14 protein-coding genes are annotated in these 17,026 nt (G+C 45.3%); 7 read left to right on the plus strand and 7 right to left on the minus strand.

The window, feature by feature from the left end; all coding sequences use genetic code 11:
• Positions 1–3: 3 nt before the first annotated feature.
• Positions 4–1,275: a 2-oxoglutarate dehydrogenase complex dihydrolipoyllysine-residue succinyltransferase gene (gene odhB, locus MHB43_RS08905; protein ID WP_405131784.1), complete on the plus strand. Its 1,272-nt coding sequence runs from the start codon at positions 4–6 to the stop codon at positions 1,273–1,275.
• Between the two features lie 130 nt (positions 1,276–1,405).
• Here the strand turns inward: odhB and MHB43_RS08910 are convergent, their stop codons facing one another.
• The 4 genes from MHB43_RS08910 to MHB43_RS08925 form a co-directional block, all read right to left on the minus strand.
• Positions 1,406–2,386 carry an alpha/beta hydrolase gene (locus MHB43_RS08910; RefSeq protein ID WP_339183447.1) on the minus strand — a complete coding sequence of 327 codons (981 nt, stop codon included), beginning with the start codon at positions 2,384–2,386 and terminating at the stop codon, positions 1,406–1,408.
• A gap of 41 nt (positions 2,387–2,427) precedes the next feature.
• Complete coding sequence (locus tag MHB43_RS08915; RefSeq protein WP_405131785.1) at positions 2,428–3,405, minus strand: type I phosphomannose isomerase catalytic subunit; 978 nt, start codon at positions 3,403–3,405, stop codon at positions 2,428–2,430.
• Between the two features lie 189 nt (positions 3,406–3,594).
• On the minus strand, positions 3,595–4,179 hold the full coding sequence (locus MHB43_RS08920) for a class I SAM-dependent methyltransferase (RefSeq protein WP_339183451.1): 585 nt from the start codon (positions 4,177–4,179) through the stop codon (positions 3,595–3,597).
• Complete coding sequence (locus MHB43_RS08925; RefSeq protein WP_339183453.1) at positions 4,180–5,133, minus strand: TIGR01212 family radical SAM protein; 954 nt, start codon at positions 5,131–5,133, stop codon at positions 4,180–4,182.
• A gap of 318 nt (positions 5,134–5,451) precedes the next feature.
• Between MHB43_RS08925 and MHB43_RS08930 the strand changes: the two genes are divergently transcribed.
• Both MHB43_RS08930 and trmB read left to right on the plus strand, forming a co-directional pair.
• Complete coding sequence (locus tag MHB43_RS08930; protein ID WP_017689675.1) at positions 5,452–5,652, plus strand: hypothetical protein; 201 nt, start codon at positions 5,452–5,454, stop codon at positions 5,650–5,652.
• 152 nt (positions 5,653–5,804) lie between these two features.
• Complete coding sequence (gene trmB, locus MHB43_RS08935; protein ID WP_076252463.1) at positions 5,805–6,560, plus strand: tRNA (guanosine(46)-N7)-methyltransferase TrmB; 756 nt, start codon at positions 5,805–5,807, stop codon at positions 6,558–6,560.
• Positions 6,561–6,692: 132 nt separating this feature from the next.
• Here trmB and MHB43_RS08940 read toward each other — a convergent pair whose 3' ends face one another.
• Entirely contained in the window at positions 6,693–8,945 is a 2,253-nt protein-coding gene (locus tag MHB43_RS08940) for a helix-turn-helix domain-containing protein (RefSeq protein ID WP_339183456.1), read from the minus strand.
• Between the two features lie 408 nt (positions 8,946–9,353).
• On the opposite strand from MHB43_RS08940, the gene MHB43_RS08945 reads away from it, so the two are divergent.
• From MHB43_RS08945 to MHB43_RS08955, 3 genes are all read left to right on the plus strand, one after another.
• The gene (locus MHB43_RS08945) at positions 9,354–10,259 is read left to right on the plus strand and encodes a sugar ABC transporter permease (RefSeq protein ID WP_237176236.1); all 906 of its coding nucleotides are present in this window, start codon (positions 9,354–9,356) and stop codon (positions 10,257–10,259) included.
• 96 nt (positions 10,260–10,355) lie between these two features.
• Entirely contained in the window at positions 10,356–11,219 is an 864-nt protein-coding gene (locus MHB43_RS08950; RefSeq protein ID WP_405132409.1) for a carbohydrate ABC transporter permease, read from the plus strand.
• 100 nt (positions 11,220–11,319) lie between these two features.
• A complete protein-coding gene (locus MHB43_RS08955; protein WP_405131786.1) occupies positions 11,320–12,873 on the plus strand; it encodes an ABC transporter substrate-binding protein in 1,554 nt (517 codons plus the stop codon).
• Positions 12,874–13,013: 140 nt separating this feature from the next.
• Here the strand turns inward: MHB43_RS08955 and MHB43_RS08960 are convergent, their stop codons facing one another.
• Together MHB43_RS08960 and MHB43_RS08965 are read right to left on the minus strand one after the other, a co-directional pair.
• The gene (locus MHB43_RS08960) at positions 13,014–14,165 is read right to left on the minus strand and encodes an MGDG synthase family glycosyltransferase (protein ID WP_221822887.1); all 1,152 of its coding nucleotides are present in this window, start codon (positions 14,163–14,165) and stop codon (positions 13,014–13,016) included.
• A gap of 51 nt (positions 14,166–14,216) precedes the next feature.
• Positions 14,217–14,744: a phosphatase PAP2 family protein gene (locus tag MHB43_RS08965; RefSeq protein ID WP_017689668.1), complete on the minus strand. Its 528-nt coding sequence runs from the start codon at positions 14,742–14,744 to the stop codon at positions 14,217–14,219.
• Between the two features lie 710 nt (positions 14,745–15,454).
• Here MHB43_RS08965 and MHB43_RS08970 point away from each other — a divergent pair.
• Positions 15,455–16,693: a glycosyltransferase family 2 protein gene (locus MHB43_RS08970; protein ID WP_036610177.1), complete on the plus strand. Its 1,239-nt coding sequence runs from the start codon at positions 15,455–15,457 to the stop codon at positions 16,691–16,693.
• Positions 16,694–17,026: the final 333 nt, after the last annotated feature.

A 17,026-nucleotide genomic window follows, 5' to 3' on the forward strand; every position in this document is an offset into this window, starting at 1 on the left:
GCTGTGAGTGAAATTAAAGTACCTGCAATGGGTGAGTCAATAACTGAGGGAACTGTATCCAGATGGATGGTTAAAGAAGGGGATACCGTTAATCAGGGTGATGTGCTTCTTGAACTGGAAACGGATAAAGTAAATATTGAGATCAGCGCAGAAGAAAGTGGCGTGCTGGAGAAGATCATTCGTCAAGAAGGAGAGACGGTAGAGATCGGTGAAACGATCGGTACACTCTCAGCTGGTTCTGGAGGAGGAAGCGGTGCACCCGCTTCCGAACCAGTAGCTGAAGAGAAAAAAGCCGTTACTCCTGCACCTGAAGCTCCAACATCACCATCGGCACCTGTTGCGGCAGCGCCAGAGTCATCTGATAGTGCCAAGACGGCTTCACCGTCTGCCCGTAAGCTTGCACGTGAACGTGGTATCGAGTTGGATCAGGTTCAGAGTAAAGATCCGATTGGACGGGTATACCAGGACGATGTGAAGAGTCATAACAATCAGGCTCCTGCTCCTGCTGCTCCACCTGCGAGTAAAGCTCCAGCAGCACCAAGTGCTCCGGCAACTGGAAGTTCTACCTATACCAAACCAGTGGAGCGTCAGCGGATGTCTCGCCGCCGTGCGACCATTGCCAAACGTCTGGTAGAGGCTCAGCAGACAGCAGCCATGCTGACTACGTTTAATGAAGTTGATATGACTGCGATCATGGATGTACGTAAACGCCGTAAGGACAAGTTCAAAGAGAAACATGAGATCAACCTGGGCTTTATGTCCTTCTTCACCAAAGCGGTTGTGGGAGCTTTGAAAAAATTCCCTACAATCAACGCAGAGATTGATGGTGAAGATGTTGTTCTCAAAAAGTATTATGATATCGGCATTGCCGTATCTGCGAAGGAAGGACTGGTTGTACCGGTTGTACGTGATGCCGATCGTCTGGGCTTTGCCGAGATCGAGAAGAGCATTGCAGACCTGGCATCCAAAGCTCGTTCCAACACACTGGCGTTGTCTGATCTTCAAGGCGGAACGTTCACCATTACCAATGGCGGAACATTTGGTTCCTTGTTGTCTACGCCAATTCTGAATACACCTCAAGTGGGTATTCTGGGAATGCATAAGATCCAGCTTCGTCCAGTGGCGATTGATGCAGAGCGGATGGAGAACCGTCCAATGATGTACATCGCGTTGTCCTATGATCACCGGATCATCGACGGTAGTGAAGCGGTACGTTTCCTCGTGACCGTGAAAGAACTGCTTGAAGACCCGGAATCCCTGTTGATTGAAGGTTAATCCATAACGTTTGAATATAGCTATTATTCATATCGCTTAACAAGAAAACCCCTGAACTGGAGTGCAGCGTGAGCTGAGCATCCGATTCAGGGGTTTCTTTTGGCTTTTGGTATGTTGTTCTCTGAATCTATTATATAGAGTCAGCGGTCTCAGTAGGACTCACCGGACTAGGGTGTGTATTCGAGCCAGGGGTATTCCGCTCTAGCCAGTTCACAACGTGCTGGGCTACTTCTGTTCGGTTGATCTCATGCAGCATTTCATGGCGTCCATCCGGATACAGGCGATACTCAATGTTCTCCAGCTGAAGCTTCTTATACTGCGAGACCAGATTAAGAACGCCTTTGCCATGAAGTCCAACAGGGTCCTTCTCACCTGAGAACAGGTATACGGGTTTGTGTTTGGGTATGCGCTCCATATTGTGTGGAAGATGGACTTCAAGCAGCAATTTGAAGAAGTCGCGGAAAAAGCCTGCTGTACAGACCGCTCCGCACAGGGGGTCATCAATGAATCGCTGAACCTCTTGTGAGTCCCGGGACAACCAATCAAACGGTGTCGTCGCGGGGCGGAAAGAGCGGTTAAATCCACCAAATACAATCGCGTTGAGCAGCATGCTGGGGTGGGTAGCACCCTGAATGCCACACTGCAAGAAGGCCAGCTTCTCTCCAAACCGGAGCAGACCGCGTCTTCCGTTTGTTCCGGATAAAATAAAGGCATGGTACTGCTCATGACCCGCGTACATGAGATGTTGTACCAAGAATGAGCCCATGCTATGTCCCATTAGAAACATGGGGACCCCAGGATTTTCTTTGGCGGCTACTTCGCCCAGATTGATCATATCACTCGCCATCCAGCGGAAGGCATCGATACCAGCATTACCAAGCAACTTGGCATTCTCCACAGTTTTGCCATGACCCCGATGGTCATTGGCATAAACCGCATAGCCATTTTGGGTAAGAATGTCGGCAAATTCGGCGTATCGGGCTGCCGTCTCGCCCATGCCGTGTGCAATTTGCACTACACCTTTAACGTTGCATTCCGGATCGGGAAGCCAGCGGTACACATGAATACGGGTACCTTCACTAGCGACCAAGGCAAAGGTAGATTCCTGCATCTCGTGTAATTCCTCCTTCACAGGTTACATATAAGCTTGATTTATGGCAGATAAGAGCGAAGAACAGTGGTATTTCCATTTAATGTATAATAACCCAGATTGGCTGGCAAGAGATAACATTGTCCAGCTTTCAATTCAATGCTGTCTGATTCAGCATGTGCCCACTCCAAAGTTCCTTCTCCTTCACAGACAACGAGAATCGTGAAGCTGTCAGGATTGGTGGAGAGTTCCCAACGTTTATTCACAATACCTTTTTCAACTACAAAATAAGGGCATTCCGCAAGCTTGAGCCATTCACCAGGAGTAGCGTTATTTGTTTTCATCGTTGAGGCACCTGCGCCCTCATAGGCGGTGACATTTAATGAGTCTTCAACATGCAACTCACGTGGTTTGCCATCCAGCCCTGGACGATTATAATCGTAGATCCGGTACGTCGTATCTGAGTTTTGCTGAATCTCAGCGACAACGACACCTGCACAGAGCGCATGCACTGTTCCGGCAGGGATAAAGAACGTATCGCCGGCCTCTACAGGTACCTGACGAAGGGTATCCATCACCGTGCCGTTTTCCAATGCTTCTTTTAATGTTGCCCGATCAACGCCTTCGTTCAAGCCATAGATGATGTGTGCGCCCGGTTTTGCGTCGAGTACATACCACATTTCTGTTTTGCCAAGCTCGCCTGGAGGAAGTGCCTCATAATCGTCTGTTGGATGAACCTGAACGGACAGGTCATCGTTGCAGTCAAGCAGCTTAATCAGAAGGGGGAAACGGCCGCCTTTTTCAGAGACACCTTTGGTTCCAAGCCATTCGGTGCCCAGTTGTTCACGAACTTCATCCAGACCTTTGCCAGCCAGTGCTCCATTTAATACCTTGGTTGTACCGTTGGGATGATCCGCAATCATCCATCCTTCTCCGATATGTCCTTCAGGGGGCGTAAGGCCGAATTGCTCCAGCGCACGACCGCCCCACACACGTTCTTTGAACTCAGGTTGGAATTGTAATGGGTATGGCGTAGACATCAGTAATCTCTCCTCTAGTATATGAAATGGTGGATCGCTTTAATCAGTCATGGGCATGTAGTCGCCATGAGCAAACAAGTGAATACGTTTGCATATGTAGATGTAGAACACAGATCGCAGTAAGAAAAAGCCGTAAATAGCTCGCCTTGCGATTGTGTCTAGTTTATTGTATTTGGTGAACAAAGGAAATTATTTTTTCTCGATTCCGATCAGAAAAGGAGAAGTTTCTCGCTGCAATTGGCGATAGATCACAACCTGTGCCTGTTCCACCGGAAGGGCAGAGGACCAGTCCAATACAGCTTCTGCTTCCTGTGCCCCTCCGTCATGACCGGGGTAGAGCACAACCGTAATAATTCCGCGAGGACGTAATAAAGCGAGTGCAGCCTCGAGTGCAGCGATCGTGCTGTCAGTCTCGGTGATGATGGAGGAATCTGCACTTTCTGAAGGCAGGTACCCCAGATTGAACATAACTGCACCAACCGTACCAAGCCATGACTCAGGCACTGCTTCTGCCATTCGATCATGGCTTAGTTGAAGCATGGAGATGGAGCCAAGCTTGGCTTCATCATTTTGTTTTCGAATCCGGGCCTGTGCCAGCGTGAGGGCTTCACTTTGAATATCGAATCCAATGACTTGACCACGCCGGCCAACTTGTTGTGCCAAAAATAGTGTGTCTGCTCCTGTACCCACCGTTGCATCTATCGCCAGATCACCTTGCTGCAGACGGGAAGCAATCCACTGATGCGCACAGCTGAGAACTGAAAGAAAGCCCATCTATACTCGCCTCCAATACTTACCTTGCCATGAATCCCGCTCTCGCAGCTCACGATCAATGGAGTTTAACACTTCCCATTTGTTCATGGACCACATCGGTCCAATCAACAGATCACGTGGTGCGTCGCCTGTAAGACGGTGTACGATCATTTCCGGTGGAAGCATCTCCAGTGTATCTACGATCAGCTTGATATACTCGTCCTGATCCAGAAAACGTAAAAGACCAGCTTCGTATTGCTTCACCATTGGTGTTTTGCGCATGAGATGTAACAGGTGAATCTTGATTCCCTGTACATCCATATTGGCAACTGCACGTCCAGTGTCCAGCATCATCTCATGTGTCTCTTGAGGCAGACCATATATGATATGTGTGCACACACGTATATTCCGTTTGCGCAGTTTCTCAACCGCTTCTTCGTAACACTTTGTGTCGTGCGCACGATTAATCAATGTTGATGTGGAATCATGGATCGTTTGAAGTCCCATCTCAACCCACAGATAAGTGCGCTCGTTGAGTTCAGCCAAATAATCAACAACGTCATCTGGCAAACAATCCGGGCGAGTGGCGATGGACAAACCAACAACACCGGGTTGCTCCAGAATTTCTTCAAAATATTCGCGCAACTCCTCAACCGGAGCATACGTATTCGTATAGGCTTGGAAGTAGCCAATATAATGGGCTGTAGGCCACTTGAGGTGCTGTTTATCTCGAATTGTATTGAATTGGGTGACCAGATCTTCACGTCTGCTGCCAGCAAAATCGCCTGATCCACGCGCACTGCAGAAGGTGCAGCCACCTTTGGCAATGGAACCATCACGGTTGGGACAGGTGAATCCAGCATCCAGCATCACTTTGAAAACCTTATTGTTAAATTGATCGCGCATCTCATAATTCCAGGTATGGAATCGTTTATCTCCCCACAAAAGAGGGGGCTGTAATGCAGGTGCATTCATCTTCAGGGTACTCCTTTGGCTGTCGAATTACAGTAATCATACGTGAACAAAAGAAGAAGTGCTATGCGATTTCCGTCATAGACGATGGATAGCGATTATAGGTGTCTTCATGAACTTTTATCATTGTATCAAAAAACTAAAAAAAAAGGGAATCGAAACGCAAAAATAGGCCGTAAAATCAAGGTTTTCTCCTTGCTATAGTTTACACCTTATGTTATATTTAAATCAGCGTCAGACACCATCTAATGGGTATTATTCATCATAGCATTTGAATCAACGTTGACGTCATGGACCATACTATACCGTGAGGTGATATGAATGAATTCCCAAGTTAAAAACAAAGAATTGAATCATGTGTCTGTTGAATTGACGGCAGAAGAAGCGCTGGCTTTAACAGGTGTTCGTTTTAATGGAAATCCGAAAGTGAAAGCGGCTGCAAGACAAAAAGTTCGCGATGCTTTCGAAAAGACATTTGATTTTTCACACCAAGATAAGGTAGACTATGAACTACTAAAGTAGTTGGACCCCAATTCCAAATAAATCGAAGAGGGAATCTTTGAGATTTGCCCAAAGTGGCAGATCCGAAGATTCCCTTTTCATTGCTCTTTACAATTTGCCAGTTCTTCGGCAAAATAGTTCTGAGACAAGTATGGGACAAATGGAGGAATAAAATGCGTTTACGTGGCAGAAAAGGGATAAGAGAAAATCTGGAGCAACAAGTTGATCTTGTTGTACTGGACCCCAAGCAACATAAAGGAAAATGGTCTGAACTGTTTGGCAATGATCACCCGATCTTCGTGGAATTTGGTATGGGTAAAGGTCAATTTATCAGCCAAATGAGTTATAAATATCCGGAATTTAATTTCATCGGTATTGATATGTATGATGAACTGGTGCGTCGTGCCAGTGAGAAAGCTCGTAATGCGTGGAGTCAGGCTGATGTGGAGACACCCCCTAACCTGAAGCTTGCGCTGGCAAATATCGAACAGATCGAAGAAGTTTTTGAACCGGAAGAACTGGAGCGCATTTATTTGAACTTCAGTGATCCTTGGCCAAAAGCAAAGCATGCACGTCGTCGGTTGACGCATCCGCGCTTCCTGAAGAAATACACAGAATTGCTTAATCCCAAAGGTCAGATTCATTTCAAAACCGATTCGGAGACGCTGTTTGATTTCTCACTCAACGCCATTGCCGACTTCGGCCTGCAAATGACCAATATTTCTTTGAATCTGCATCGTGATGGTTTGAATGAAGAACATGTGATGACGGAGTACGAGCAGAAATTCATGGGTAAAGGTATGAACATTCACCGGGTTGAAGTGATTGTGGGTGAAGAGGCCTTGCGTGAGTATCAGCAGACACGTCTGGACAAGTATAAAGTTCGTGAAGCTTCTGATGAGTCTGGTGAAGATCAGGAACAGGAATAATTCGAAAAATCTAACTTAAACTCAATTAGGTAGAGCGACACATGAGGTGAATGGTTTCATTCTCATAGGTCGCTCTTTTTTTGCATGAACAATCAATATGCCATGCTCCATAAACTCAAGTCTGGGATGATTTCAAAAGTTCTCTGAATGAAACTCTTTGCGGCGATAATCGTTTGGTGTAACCCCGTTGAACTTTTTGAACATGCGATAGAAGTATGAACTGTTGGTGAATCCCGTTCTCTCGGCAATATCGGCAACAGAGTTCTCTGTCTCTACCAGCAGATGCTGGGCCTTGGCTATGCGGGTTTCATTAATCACGTCCGTAAGCCCTTTCAAGGTAAGCTGTTTGTAGAGCCTGCTTACATAGATGGGCGACATGCTCAACTCATCTGCGATAGAAGTTAGACATAGATTGGGCTCCGCATAGTCCCGCTCAATAATGCCATTGATTTTACGAATCAATTCTTCATGTTTCAGTGTACGTTTCTCCTCCACTTTGGAACCAAGCTCATCAAACATCCGATAGAAGTGTTCATGTACTTCACTGATGTCTTCCGCGTCTTTGACAGGCAGCATTAGACCATCCGAGACTGAATCAAGCGTGAGTTGATTATTCTTCTTGAGGGTATTTCGTACATGGTTCAGTGTCATCGTCAGATGGGATAAGGCTAGCTGGAAGACGGTAAATGGATATGCGGCTGTCTCGCCGACGATGTCTGCATAGACTTGTTTTGCTTCTCGTGTCTTACCTGTCATTAGATGATCGACTAGTTGTCTTTCCTTACCTGCCGGGAATGCGTACTCCTTGGCGTGATACGCCATGATGTCAGAGGTATAGATCAGACAGCCCGGTCCCATGAACAAACGATGCAGTGAGGCTTCGGCTGATCTGGTATAGGATGCAATACTGTCTTCCAATGAATCTTCTTCCGTGCCGATCGTACAGGAGATGGAGCATTTCAAATGGGTCATTACAGCTGCCTGCATCATACGTAGCAGCTCTTCGATCCGGTTATGAGCAGGTTGCCCAAGTTCATGGCTTTCCGTTTTTTCATTGAAGATGAGTGTGATCAGATCACCGCCCATGTCGACAGCTTCCGCATTGTAGTGAAGATCGGCTGTCTCGGTGCAGATGTTCATCATGGCGTATTTTACAAGCTGGGTCTCATCACGATACGTTTCGCTGAATTCGGTAAAATGATCAATACGCAGCAATACCAGTCTGGATGCACGCTGAACATCAATGGAGGAACCATAGAACTTCATTCGTTCTTCCAGCATACCTCCAGTTACTGTTTCACGGCCCTGCAGAGCTCCCCGCAGAAAATCCTGCCGTAACAAATGAAGACTGCCACGGCGCTCTGCTTCCATCACACGTAAACGAACAATCACCTTATCAATAGGGTGATATAATTTTCGGGACACAAGGTAAGAGAGCAGTAACCCTGCGAAGAGAAGTCCAACACAAAACAGAACGGTATGTGTGCGCATGCTCCGTATATCTGAGGTGATCAGATCATAAGGTGTTATTCTCACATAACGCCAACCCAGGTCATCGGGAGCGGTATAGGTGATGAGGGATTTTTCTCCGTCAACCTTCTCGGTAAAGTAAGCTGACTGTTCCGTATCCTGCATAATTGGCTTCATAAAAGCTTCACTGGAGAGATTTCTCATCAATGCACGGTCGCCAAAGTCAGATAAAAGGTCTCCATTCTCATTCACGATAAAGGTTTTGCCGGGTTGATCCACAGCATTCATATTCGGACTGAGCCAATCATCTTTGATATTAACGATGACAGCATAGTTTAGCTTCGCGTTATCATTAATCGTGTCATAACAGAGATAGGTGTAGCTGTTAACCTCTGTTGCTTCGGTAGAGCCGACCTGATATGTACGCGGGATAGGCACAAAAGGTTTATAGTCATGGAAGCGTTGGAGGATGTTTGTAATCCCCTGATCATCGATCTCCGAGATGGACTGCTGCCCATTGCGCATGTTGGAACTGATAAAGAATTCTTTACTTTTGGAGTTATATACATAGATGGATTCGATAAAGGGAAGGGACATACGGTAGTTGTCTAGCTGCTCCATCGCCGATGTAATCTCATAGATATTTGGTTTGGAATAGAGCAGTAATGAAGAGATGGTGTAGTCCTGATAAATCTGATATGACAATGATTTCGCAGTCTCGGTCATTTTGGCCACTTCACGGCTGGTTTGAGTAAGACTGTTCATATCTGTACGATACACCTGGCGAAGAGCGATCCGATTATAGTTGACGTACAAAATAGAAGAAGCGACAAGTAAGGTAGCGACGGTACTGATAATAATGCCGATCAGAATCCGTGTGAAGACTTTCTGACTGTCCTCTGAACGTTTACGCATTCATCTTCCCCCTCGGACCTCCTGTTTTGGGTGAATAACATAGAAATTCATGTACATACGTGAGGCTTAATATATGGATGAGCAGAAGAGCAAGAGTAACTTGAATTATATATTATGTATGCGTTTACATCAATGGTGGACAAGCCATTTTGCTTGTTTTGCCTACATAAAGTTCAACTTTCGCTGGATTGTTCACTAGGTGTAGCCTATGCACGATATCAACATTTGTGAACGGATGTGTGTGGATGTCTATTCATTTCATGGTTCGTTCATTTTGTTCATAGTTCATTTCGCAGAATCGTTCATTTTCTGAAGGGAAGCTTCAGTATCCGTGAGTGAAGAGAGCATCTACAATAAAAAGAGAGCTCCACCACGCAGCACCGCAAGAAATTCGGGAGGGATCGAGCCATGCTCAAAGAATTGAACAAAAACAAAATCATGTTTCTGATGCTGTTGCCCACGCTGATCTTTTTTCTGATTAACTCGTATTTTCCGATGATCGGCATCTATTATGCGTTCACCCGGTATGATTTTGAAGGCGGATTATTTGGTAGTCCATTTGTCGGTCTGGAGAACTTTAGGTTCCTGTGGCAATCCGGAATGTTGCTCAAGCTCACAACCAATACCGTGGGTTACAATCTCGCCTTCATTATATTAGGTAACGGTCTTGCGATCTTCTGTGCGATTATGCTTAGCGAGATCCGGGGCAGGTTATTCAAAAAAATTACGCAATCCGTCATGTTTTTGCCGTATTTCATCTCATTTGTACTATTAAGTGTAATCGCTTACAACATGTTTAACTACGAGTCGGGTTTTGTGAACACGGTGCTCAAACGTTTTGAGGCCGGCCCGGTCGACATTTATAACACACCCTGGATCTGGGTGTTCCTGATCATCATCTTTTATCTGTGGAAAAATCTTGGATACAGCATGGTCATCTATCTGGCCGCCATAACGGGGATCAGTGATGAGTATTATGAAGCCGCCCGAATCGACGGGGCCAATATATTTCAGCGGATCTGGTACATTACGGTACCGATGCTGAAGCCAACCTTTGTCATCCTGTTGTTGTTCTCACTCGGCAGCATTATGAAGGGGCAGTTTGACCTGTTCTATCAACTGATCGGTAACAACGGGGTATTGTACAACGCTACAGATATTATTGATACGTATGTGTATCGTTCACTGAAAGTAACGTTTGATATCGGGATGGCAACGGCTGCGGGTCTGTATCAGTCCTTGTTTGGATTCATTTTGATCATGACCGTCAACTATATTATCCGCAAAGTAAATGAGGACTACGCCTTGTTCTAGAACGCCCGCAGGGCAGGAGGGAGAACGATCATGAACACGCCAATGAATACTCACACTCGTACGAATACTCGTCTCAGAGATTCGGAATTCACTTTCATGTTTCAACTGATTTCCTACAGCTTCATCATCATTTTATCAATCATGTGCTTGCTACCGTTTCTGCTGATTCTATCCGGTTCATTCAGCAGCAACGAGTCCATTGTGAGGGATGGTTATCACCTCTTTCCAACGGACTTTTCCCTAGAAGGTTACAAAATGGTGTTCAAATTCCCGACTCAGGTACTCAAGGCTTATGGGGTAACGGTCTTTACAACGGTGGTGGGAACTACGCTAGGGCTGTTCCTCATCACGATGGCCGGATTTGTGCTCCAGCGTAAGGATTTTAAATATCGGAACACATTCTCGTTTTTTATCTACTTCACAACCCTGTTTGGTGGGGGACTTGTACCTTGGTACATTATGCTGGCGAACTACTTCAATCTCACAGATACGTACACCGTACTGATTTTCCCGGGGTTGATGACGCCATTCCTCATTATCCTGATGAAAAACTTCATTCGCTCGGCAGTGCCGGATGAATTGATTGAGTCCGCCAAAATTGATGGAGCGAATGACTTCCGCATCTATGTCAGCATTGTGTTGAAACTGGCGATGCCTGGTATCGCCACCGTAGGTCTGTTTCTGGCACTGGGTTACTGGAATGACTGGTTTACCTCATCCCTCTTCATTAACAACCCGGATATGTACCAACTGCAATTTTATCTCTACAACACGATGAACACGATTACTTTCATTGACCAGATGGCAATTGGCACAGGGATCACACTCAGTCAGGATGTGCCTACCGAATCAACCAAGATGGCAATGGCTATCGTTGTAACGGGACCGATTTTGTTCCTGTATCCGTTTGTACAACGTTATTTTGTTAAAGGACTCACCATTGGTGCAGTGAAAGGTTAGAACGTGAACACGCTGTGGGCGTCAGGCCATTGACATCATTTCCGGTCTGAAACATGGCGAGTCTGCGCTAACATATAAAGGTTCACCACAAAAAGGGAGGATGCGTATGCGTAACAAAACAATTCGGCACCTGTCTCTGGTACTTGCCCTGATGTTGTTCGCCGGGGTACTTGCCGCATGTAATAACGGTTCGGGGGGATCGAAGCAAGGAAGTGAACAAGGAGGAACATCCGGGAACAAAGGAGAGAAAGTCACACTTCAATTTTACATGCTTGGGGATGCTCCCAAAGATCTGCCTGTTATTGAATCCGAGATCAATAAGCTGGCGGAGGCTGATCTGAACGTCAATGTGAAATTCAACTACACCTCATGGACCGACTGGGATCAAAAATATAAACTGCTGCTGTCTTCCGGACAGCCGATCGATCTGATCTTCACAGCGGATTGGACATTCTACCAGTCCTATGCCAAGAAGGGCGCGTTTCTGCCACTGGATGAAATGCTGCCTACAGCAGCGCCAGCACTGAAAGCTCATGTCCCTGATGACATGTGGGATGCTGTCAAAATCAATGACAAAATCTATACTGTTCCATCAACTTGGATTGAGTATGTAACGGAGGGAATTGCGTACCGTGAGGACTTGCGCGAGAAGTACAATCTTCCAAAACCGGAATCCTTGGAAACGCTTGAAGCATATCTGGAGGGCATCAAAGCCAACGAACCCAATATGATTCCGATTGCGGATAGCAATGCCAACCATACCCATGGTATTCGTCAATTGACATCCAAGCTGGTTAATACAGCAGGTCAACTTCCATATGGACTGGATATTATGTATGACACACCATCAACTGTGACGTCCTATTGGGGATCCGCGCAACACCTGGAAGACCTGAAAACATACAAACGTTGGATGGACAAAGGATTTTTCCCGAAAAACGTACTGAATGTAAAAGATACATCCAACTCGTTGCTGCAAAATGGAAAAGCGGCCGTTGTTCTGTCCGGGGAAAACCCTAACAAATTTAATGCAGATGTAATCAAGGTACAGTCTACGCATCCAGATTGGAAACTGGCTTATTTCCCTTACCCGAATGCGAAAGGGTTTGCACAACCGGTTCACCCGATCCACAATGGTTTTGCGATTCCGCGTAGCAGTAAAAACCCGGAAAAAGCATTGGCATTTTATGAGAAACTTGTGACAGACAAACGATATAATTGGTTGACTGAATACGGTATTGAAGGCAAAAACTTCGAGGTAGATAATGGATATTACAAAATGGTCGGAGATGCACAAACAAACGGCTTCCCGCGTGAGGGCATGAATGGCTGGGCTTGGCGTAATCCGGAATTCATGCTCTATGATAAAACCTTTGATGATGTCCTGACCATGTTTGAAGATCTCGACAAAATCAAAAAGCCGGATATCTTTACAGGATTTGCTGAAGACTGGACTCCGTACCAAGCCGAGAAGGCTGCATTGGAGCAAGTGGAAAAACAATATTTGTATCCGCTTAATGTAGGTTTGGTGGCAGACGTAGAGGCTGGATTGAACACATTTATGGAGAAGGCTAAACAAGCAGGATTGGAAAAAATTCAGGCAGATTACACCAAGCAGTGGCAGGAGTACTTGAAGTCTACAGGCATACAATAGTTTGTACTTTCCTTCATAAAGAAAAGGTGCCTTCGGATTCGAAGGCACCTTTTCAATGTGGTTGCAGTCTTGTTTGAAGCCGTTGGTTAGAGGCTTGATTAGACGAAGAATACGGGAAGCGACATCCTAATGGGATAAATTCATAAACGGGCCTCTTCTGCGGATGAAGGACGAACGTCCTCCAGCAGATCGATAATACTTTGAGCACTCTGCAGCGGATGAACCTTGGCGATTTCCGCCAGATGACGTTTGCGTTTACGTACAACATCCGGGTAGTGATGCAACAGCTTGTTCATCCATTTGACCACTACGTCGAGCGATGTTATGGGTTCTCCCAACCCTCTTGCGGTAAAATAGTGGACGTTTTCTTCTTCCTGACCAGGTATAGGGTTGTGGAACAACATTGGAATTCCTTTGGCCAAGCCTTCGCTGCATGTCATTCCCCCAGGTTTGGTGATCAGCAGGTCGGATACTTCCATCAATTTGTCCACTTCGTTGGTGTATCCCAAAATATGAATGTTTTCTTTGCGATACATGGGGTTCTGTTCCATGCTGATCCGTGCTTTATCATTGCGACCCAGACAAAAAATGATCTGAATATCTTCATGCCAGCGTGTCAGCAGCGGATGGACCAGCTTGTCGCTGAGCATTCCCCAACCGCCGCCCATCACAAGTACAGTGGGCATGTTCTTGAGGTTGAATCTGCTTCTAATCTCTTCTCGCCCGGGATGCTCCCAGAAATTCGGATGCACCGGAATACCCGTGACTCGAATGTTGTCTGTAGGTACGCCGCGTAGCATTAGTTTGGACTTAACCTCATCTGAAGAAACCAGATAAAGGTCTACTTCACGGTTAATCCACGTCCCATGTGCATCATAGTCGGTGATGACTGTGCATAGGGGAACCTGTACACCCAGACGCTTCAGTCTGGATATGACAGCACTTGGAATCGGATGTGTACAGACGATCGCATCGGGACGTAACTGGCGAACAACGCTGCGTGTATGTGTATAGAACAGTTTATGCAGCGCCAGTGTTGTCAGCCTGTTCAATGATTTTTTATATTGGTGTCTGTATACGTATCCGACAAGTTTGGGTTGATTGGTAACCGTTTTTTTGTATGCTGTTATAATCAGAGGTGCAACCTTGGGATTTAAGAAACTTCCCAGTTCAAGCACTTTTGTCTGCACGTCTGGCGAGAGCTTTCGCAAATTGCTGGACAGTGCATAGGCGGCTTGAGTATGACCCGTACCAAAGCCTTCAGATAATAGTAATACTCTTTTTTTCTCCACGCTTGCTTCACCTGTTCCTGCTAGGTTTTTCTGAGTCTAAACATATCGGCTTTAAGACCAGAATGCAACTGTTGCAAGTGCGACTAAAGTACCTATTGTGGCACCTGCCAGAACATCGGAAGGATAGTGTAATCCCAGATAAATTCGAGAGAATCCGACAATAAGGGCCACAGGCAACAATATTAGCAATAAGATCGGATCAGTGGTCATAAAGGGAACCGTGACCGAAAAAATGGCAGTTGTGTGTCCTGAAGGAAACGAGTGATCCGTCAGGGGATTACGGAACGTAATTGTATCCGGCAAGGCCAGATAAGGTCGAATGCGGGGATACAATTTTTTCGCGATGGCTACAGGAATGTGGCTGACCGCAAGAGCGATACAAGCCTGAAGTCCTGTTGTGCTCCATGGAGCTGGAGCAAGCAGCCAGATTAACAGTGATATTGCAATAGAAGAAGTTGCTCCACCCAGATGGGTGAAATAATACAGCCAAAAATTCATAAAACGATTATGAAGCCGGCCGTTGATCCACATAAAAACATTTCGATCATAATCTTGAAACTTTAAGAATAAACGGCTCATATTGGCCTCCTGCCAGTCAGGCCGCCCGTAATGGCGGCATTATTTCCGGTGATTTTCTACATCCGGTTTCGTCCTGATTAGTATATAACCGTTTTTCATGAACTTGAGGTTATTTCAGGTATATGTTTATCATATTTTTAAATGTTGTCCTTTTCAAGAAGAACCCATGTAAAGAACGTAAAATTCATGTTAAAGAGTGGATATATACCCATCTTAACTTTTTGACTTGGGCCAGCCAAAAAAGATACAATGATTCAACATGGCTGAAATGAGGTAAAAAAATGTGAGTTCTGTTTCAAACTTTTTGAGGTCTGTTTGCGTTATTTGTTATAGAGCCTCTGACGAAGAATAACATGCTGATGAAAAAAGCAGGGACTTTAGAAATAAAAATCAAGTAAACGGCTGAAAATAAGATATAACAGGCATGAATGCGAGGTTGCGGTATCACGAAGTGTCTATTCAGCGTTTAAAGATCACATTTCTGCTTCAGAAAGTGGAATTGGGGTTTTGACAAATGACTGAAAAGGATACAGAATCGATAAAGCAGCCAACTGATAGCAACCAAGCTTTGAAACATTGCCTGATATATTCACGTAGTACACAAAAGAACAGGGTCATATTCTGCAGATCAAAAAAAAATAAATTGCAGAATCAGGAAGAGAAATGCTTGAGTAAACTGGGTTTTGAAAAAAAGGGGGTAACAGAGAACGATGTTGGACGCTATATTCGTCACGATGCAGGTCATTCTGGCACTGCTAGCCGTGTACCAATTCACGTTTTCGCTGTTCGGTCTGATTAAGAAAAAGAAAAAGAAACATTATCCGGCGACAAAATCATTCGCTGTACTCGTCGCAGCACATAATGAGGAACAAGTCATTGGTGCTTTGATGGAGAACTTGAAACAACTTGACTATCCGGAAGATCTGTACGATGTGTTTGTCATCTGTGACAACTGTACGGATGGAACGGCTCAAATTGTCAGAGAGCATGGATTAAACGCATGTGTACGTACCAACGCCGATCTGAGAGGTAAAGGGTATGCCATCGAATGGATGCTTAAGTACCTGTGGAAATTGCCACGTCAGTATGACGCAGTTGTTATGTTTGACGCGGATAACCTGGTTGACCGTAACTTCTTGCTTGAGATGAATGATGACTTGAACAATGGTTCACGTGTTATCCAAGGATACATTGATACAAAAAATCCGGAGGATTCCTGGATTACTGCAGCTTACGGAGTATCTTACTGGTACATCAACCGTCTGTGGCAGTTGTCTCGTCATAACTTGAATATGGCGAATTTCCTCGGAGGAACCGGAATGTGCTTTGAGACCAACCTGTTGAAGGAAATTGGCTGGGGTGCAACAAGTCTGGTTGAGGATCTGGAGTTTACGATGCGCAGTGTGCAACGTAATGTGTATCCTGTTTTCAACTATGACGCCAAAGTATTTGATGAGAAGCCATTAACATTCAAAGCTTCAGCGAGACAACGTCTGCGCTGGATGCAAGGTCACTTTACAGTTGCGCGTAGATACTTCTTCCCGCTGCTCTGGCAGTCCATTAAGGAAAGAAGCCTGGTGAAATTTGACCTTGCTATCTATGGAGCCAATGTCTATGTGGTGTTGCTTACGTTCCTGATGACGGCTGTGATGTGGGTAGACATGGCTATATTCAGTGGTCCGCACATTGCTAATATTTATGGATACTTCCCGTTATGGGTTGGGTTCGTGGCTATTGGTTTGAACATTCTGACGTTCCTGTTGTCCATGGCGCTGGAGAAAGTTACCTTTGCCAAAGTTTATCTATATCTGATTTTGTTCCCGATCTACCTACTGTCTTGGTACCCGATTACGTTCTACGCTTTCTTTACGCAGAACAACAAACAGTGGAGCCACACTCAACATACACGTGTTGTACGGTTGGATGAGGTGCAAAGCAAACAAGGGTAAGGAACATGCACGCGATACTTTGTTGACATCTGATATCACAAATGTGTAATTCACGAAAAAAAGTTGTGAAGAATGTTGACAATGTATTTCATGGGTGATATAGTATTCAAGTGCCTTAAAGCGAATAGCAATGGAATCACAAGCAGAAGTCCGACTTCTCACCTGATCAACAAACATGTTGGCTGGTCAACGATCCCAATAATTTATGAAGTGTATACTCATGAAGAATTGTGTTGATTACAGGGATGTCGGTAGCTTGACCGGCATCCCTTTTATTTTTGTGTAACTGGATATTCAAAATGACCTGGAGGTGGACGATTATTAGTAAAGATC

This window comes from Paenibacillus sp. FSL H8-0317 (assembly GCF_045040685.1).
Classification (GTDB): domain Bacteria; phylum Bacillota; class Bacilli; order Paenibacillales; family Paenibacillaceae; genus Paenibacillus.

Excerpts from the sequence above, each read along its gene's own strand:
- MHB43_RS08915 (WP_405131785.1), bottom strand. The coding sequence starts at position 3,405 with ATGTCTACGCCATACCCATTACAATTCCAACCTGAGTTCAAAGAACGT.
- MHB43_RS08910 (WP_339183447.1), bottom strand. The coding sequence starts at position 2,386 with ATGCAGGAATCTACCTTTGCCTTGGTCGCTAGTGAAGGTACCCGTATT.
- MHB43_RS08925 (WP_339183453.1), bottom strand. The coding sequence starts at position 5,133 with ATGAATGCACCTGCATTACAGCCCCCTCTTTTGTGGGGAGATAAACGA.
- MHB43_RS08940 (WP_339183456.1), bottom strand. The coding sequence starts at position 8,945 with ATGCGTAAACGTTCAGAGGACAGTCAGAAAGTCTTCACACGGATTCTG.
- MHB43_RS08970 (WP_036610177.1), top strand. The coding sequence starts at position 15,455 with ATGTTGGACGCTATATTCGTCACGATGCAGGTCATTCTGGCACTGCTA.
- MHB43_RS08930 (WP_017689675.1), top strand. The coding sequence starts at position 5,452 with ATGAATTCCCAAGTTAAAAACAAAGAATTGAATCATGTGTCTGTTGAA.
- MHB43_RS08950 (WP_405132409.1), top strand. The coding sequence starts at position 10,356 with ATGTTTCAACTGATTTCCTACAGCTTCATCATCATTTTATCAATCATG.
- MHB43_RS08955 (WP_405131786.1), top strand. The coding sequence starts at position 11,320 with ATGCGTATGCGTAACAAAACAATTCGGCACCTGTCTCTGGTACTTGCC.
- MHB43_RS08945 (WP_237176236.1), top strand. The coding sequence starts at position 9,354 with ATGCTCAAAGAATTGAACAAAAACAAAATCATGTTTCTGATGCTGTTG.
- MHB43_RS08920 (WP_339183451.1), bottom strand. The coding sequence starts at position 4,179 with ATGGGCTTTCTTTCAGTTCTCAGCTGTGCGCATCAGTGGATTGCTTCC.
- trmB (WP_076252463.1), top strand. The coding sequence starts at position 5,805 with ATGCGTTTACGTGGCAGAAAAGGGATAAGAGAAAATCTGGAGCAACAA.
- MHB43_RS08965 (WP_017689668.1), bottom strand. The coding sequence starts at position 14,744 with ATGAGCCGTTTATTCTTAAAGTTTCAAGATTATGATCGAAATGTTTTT.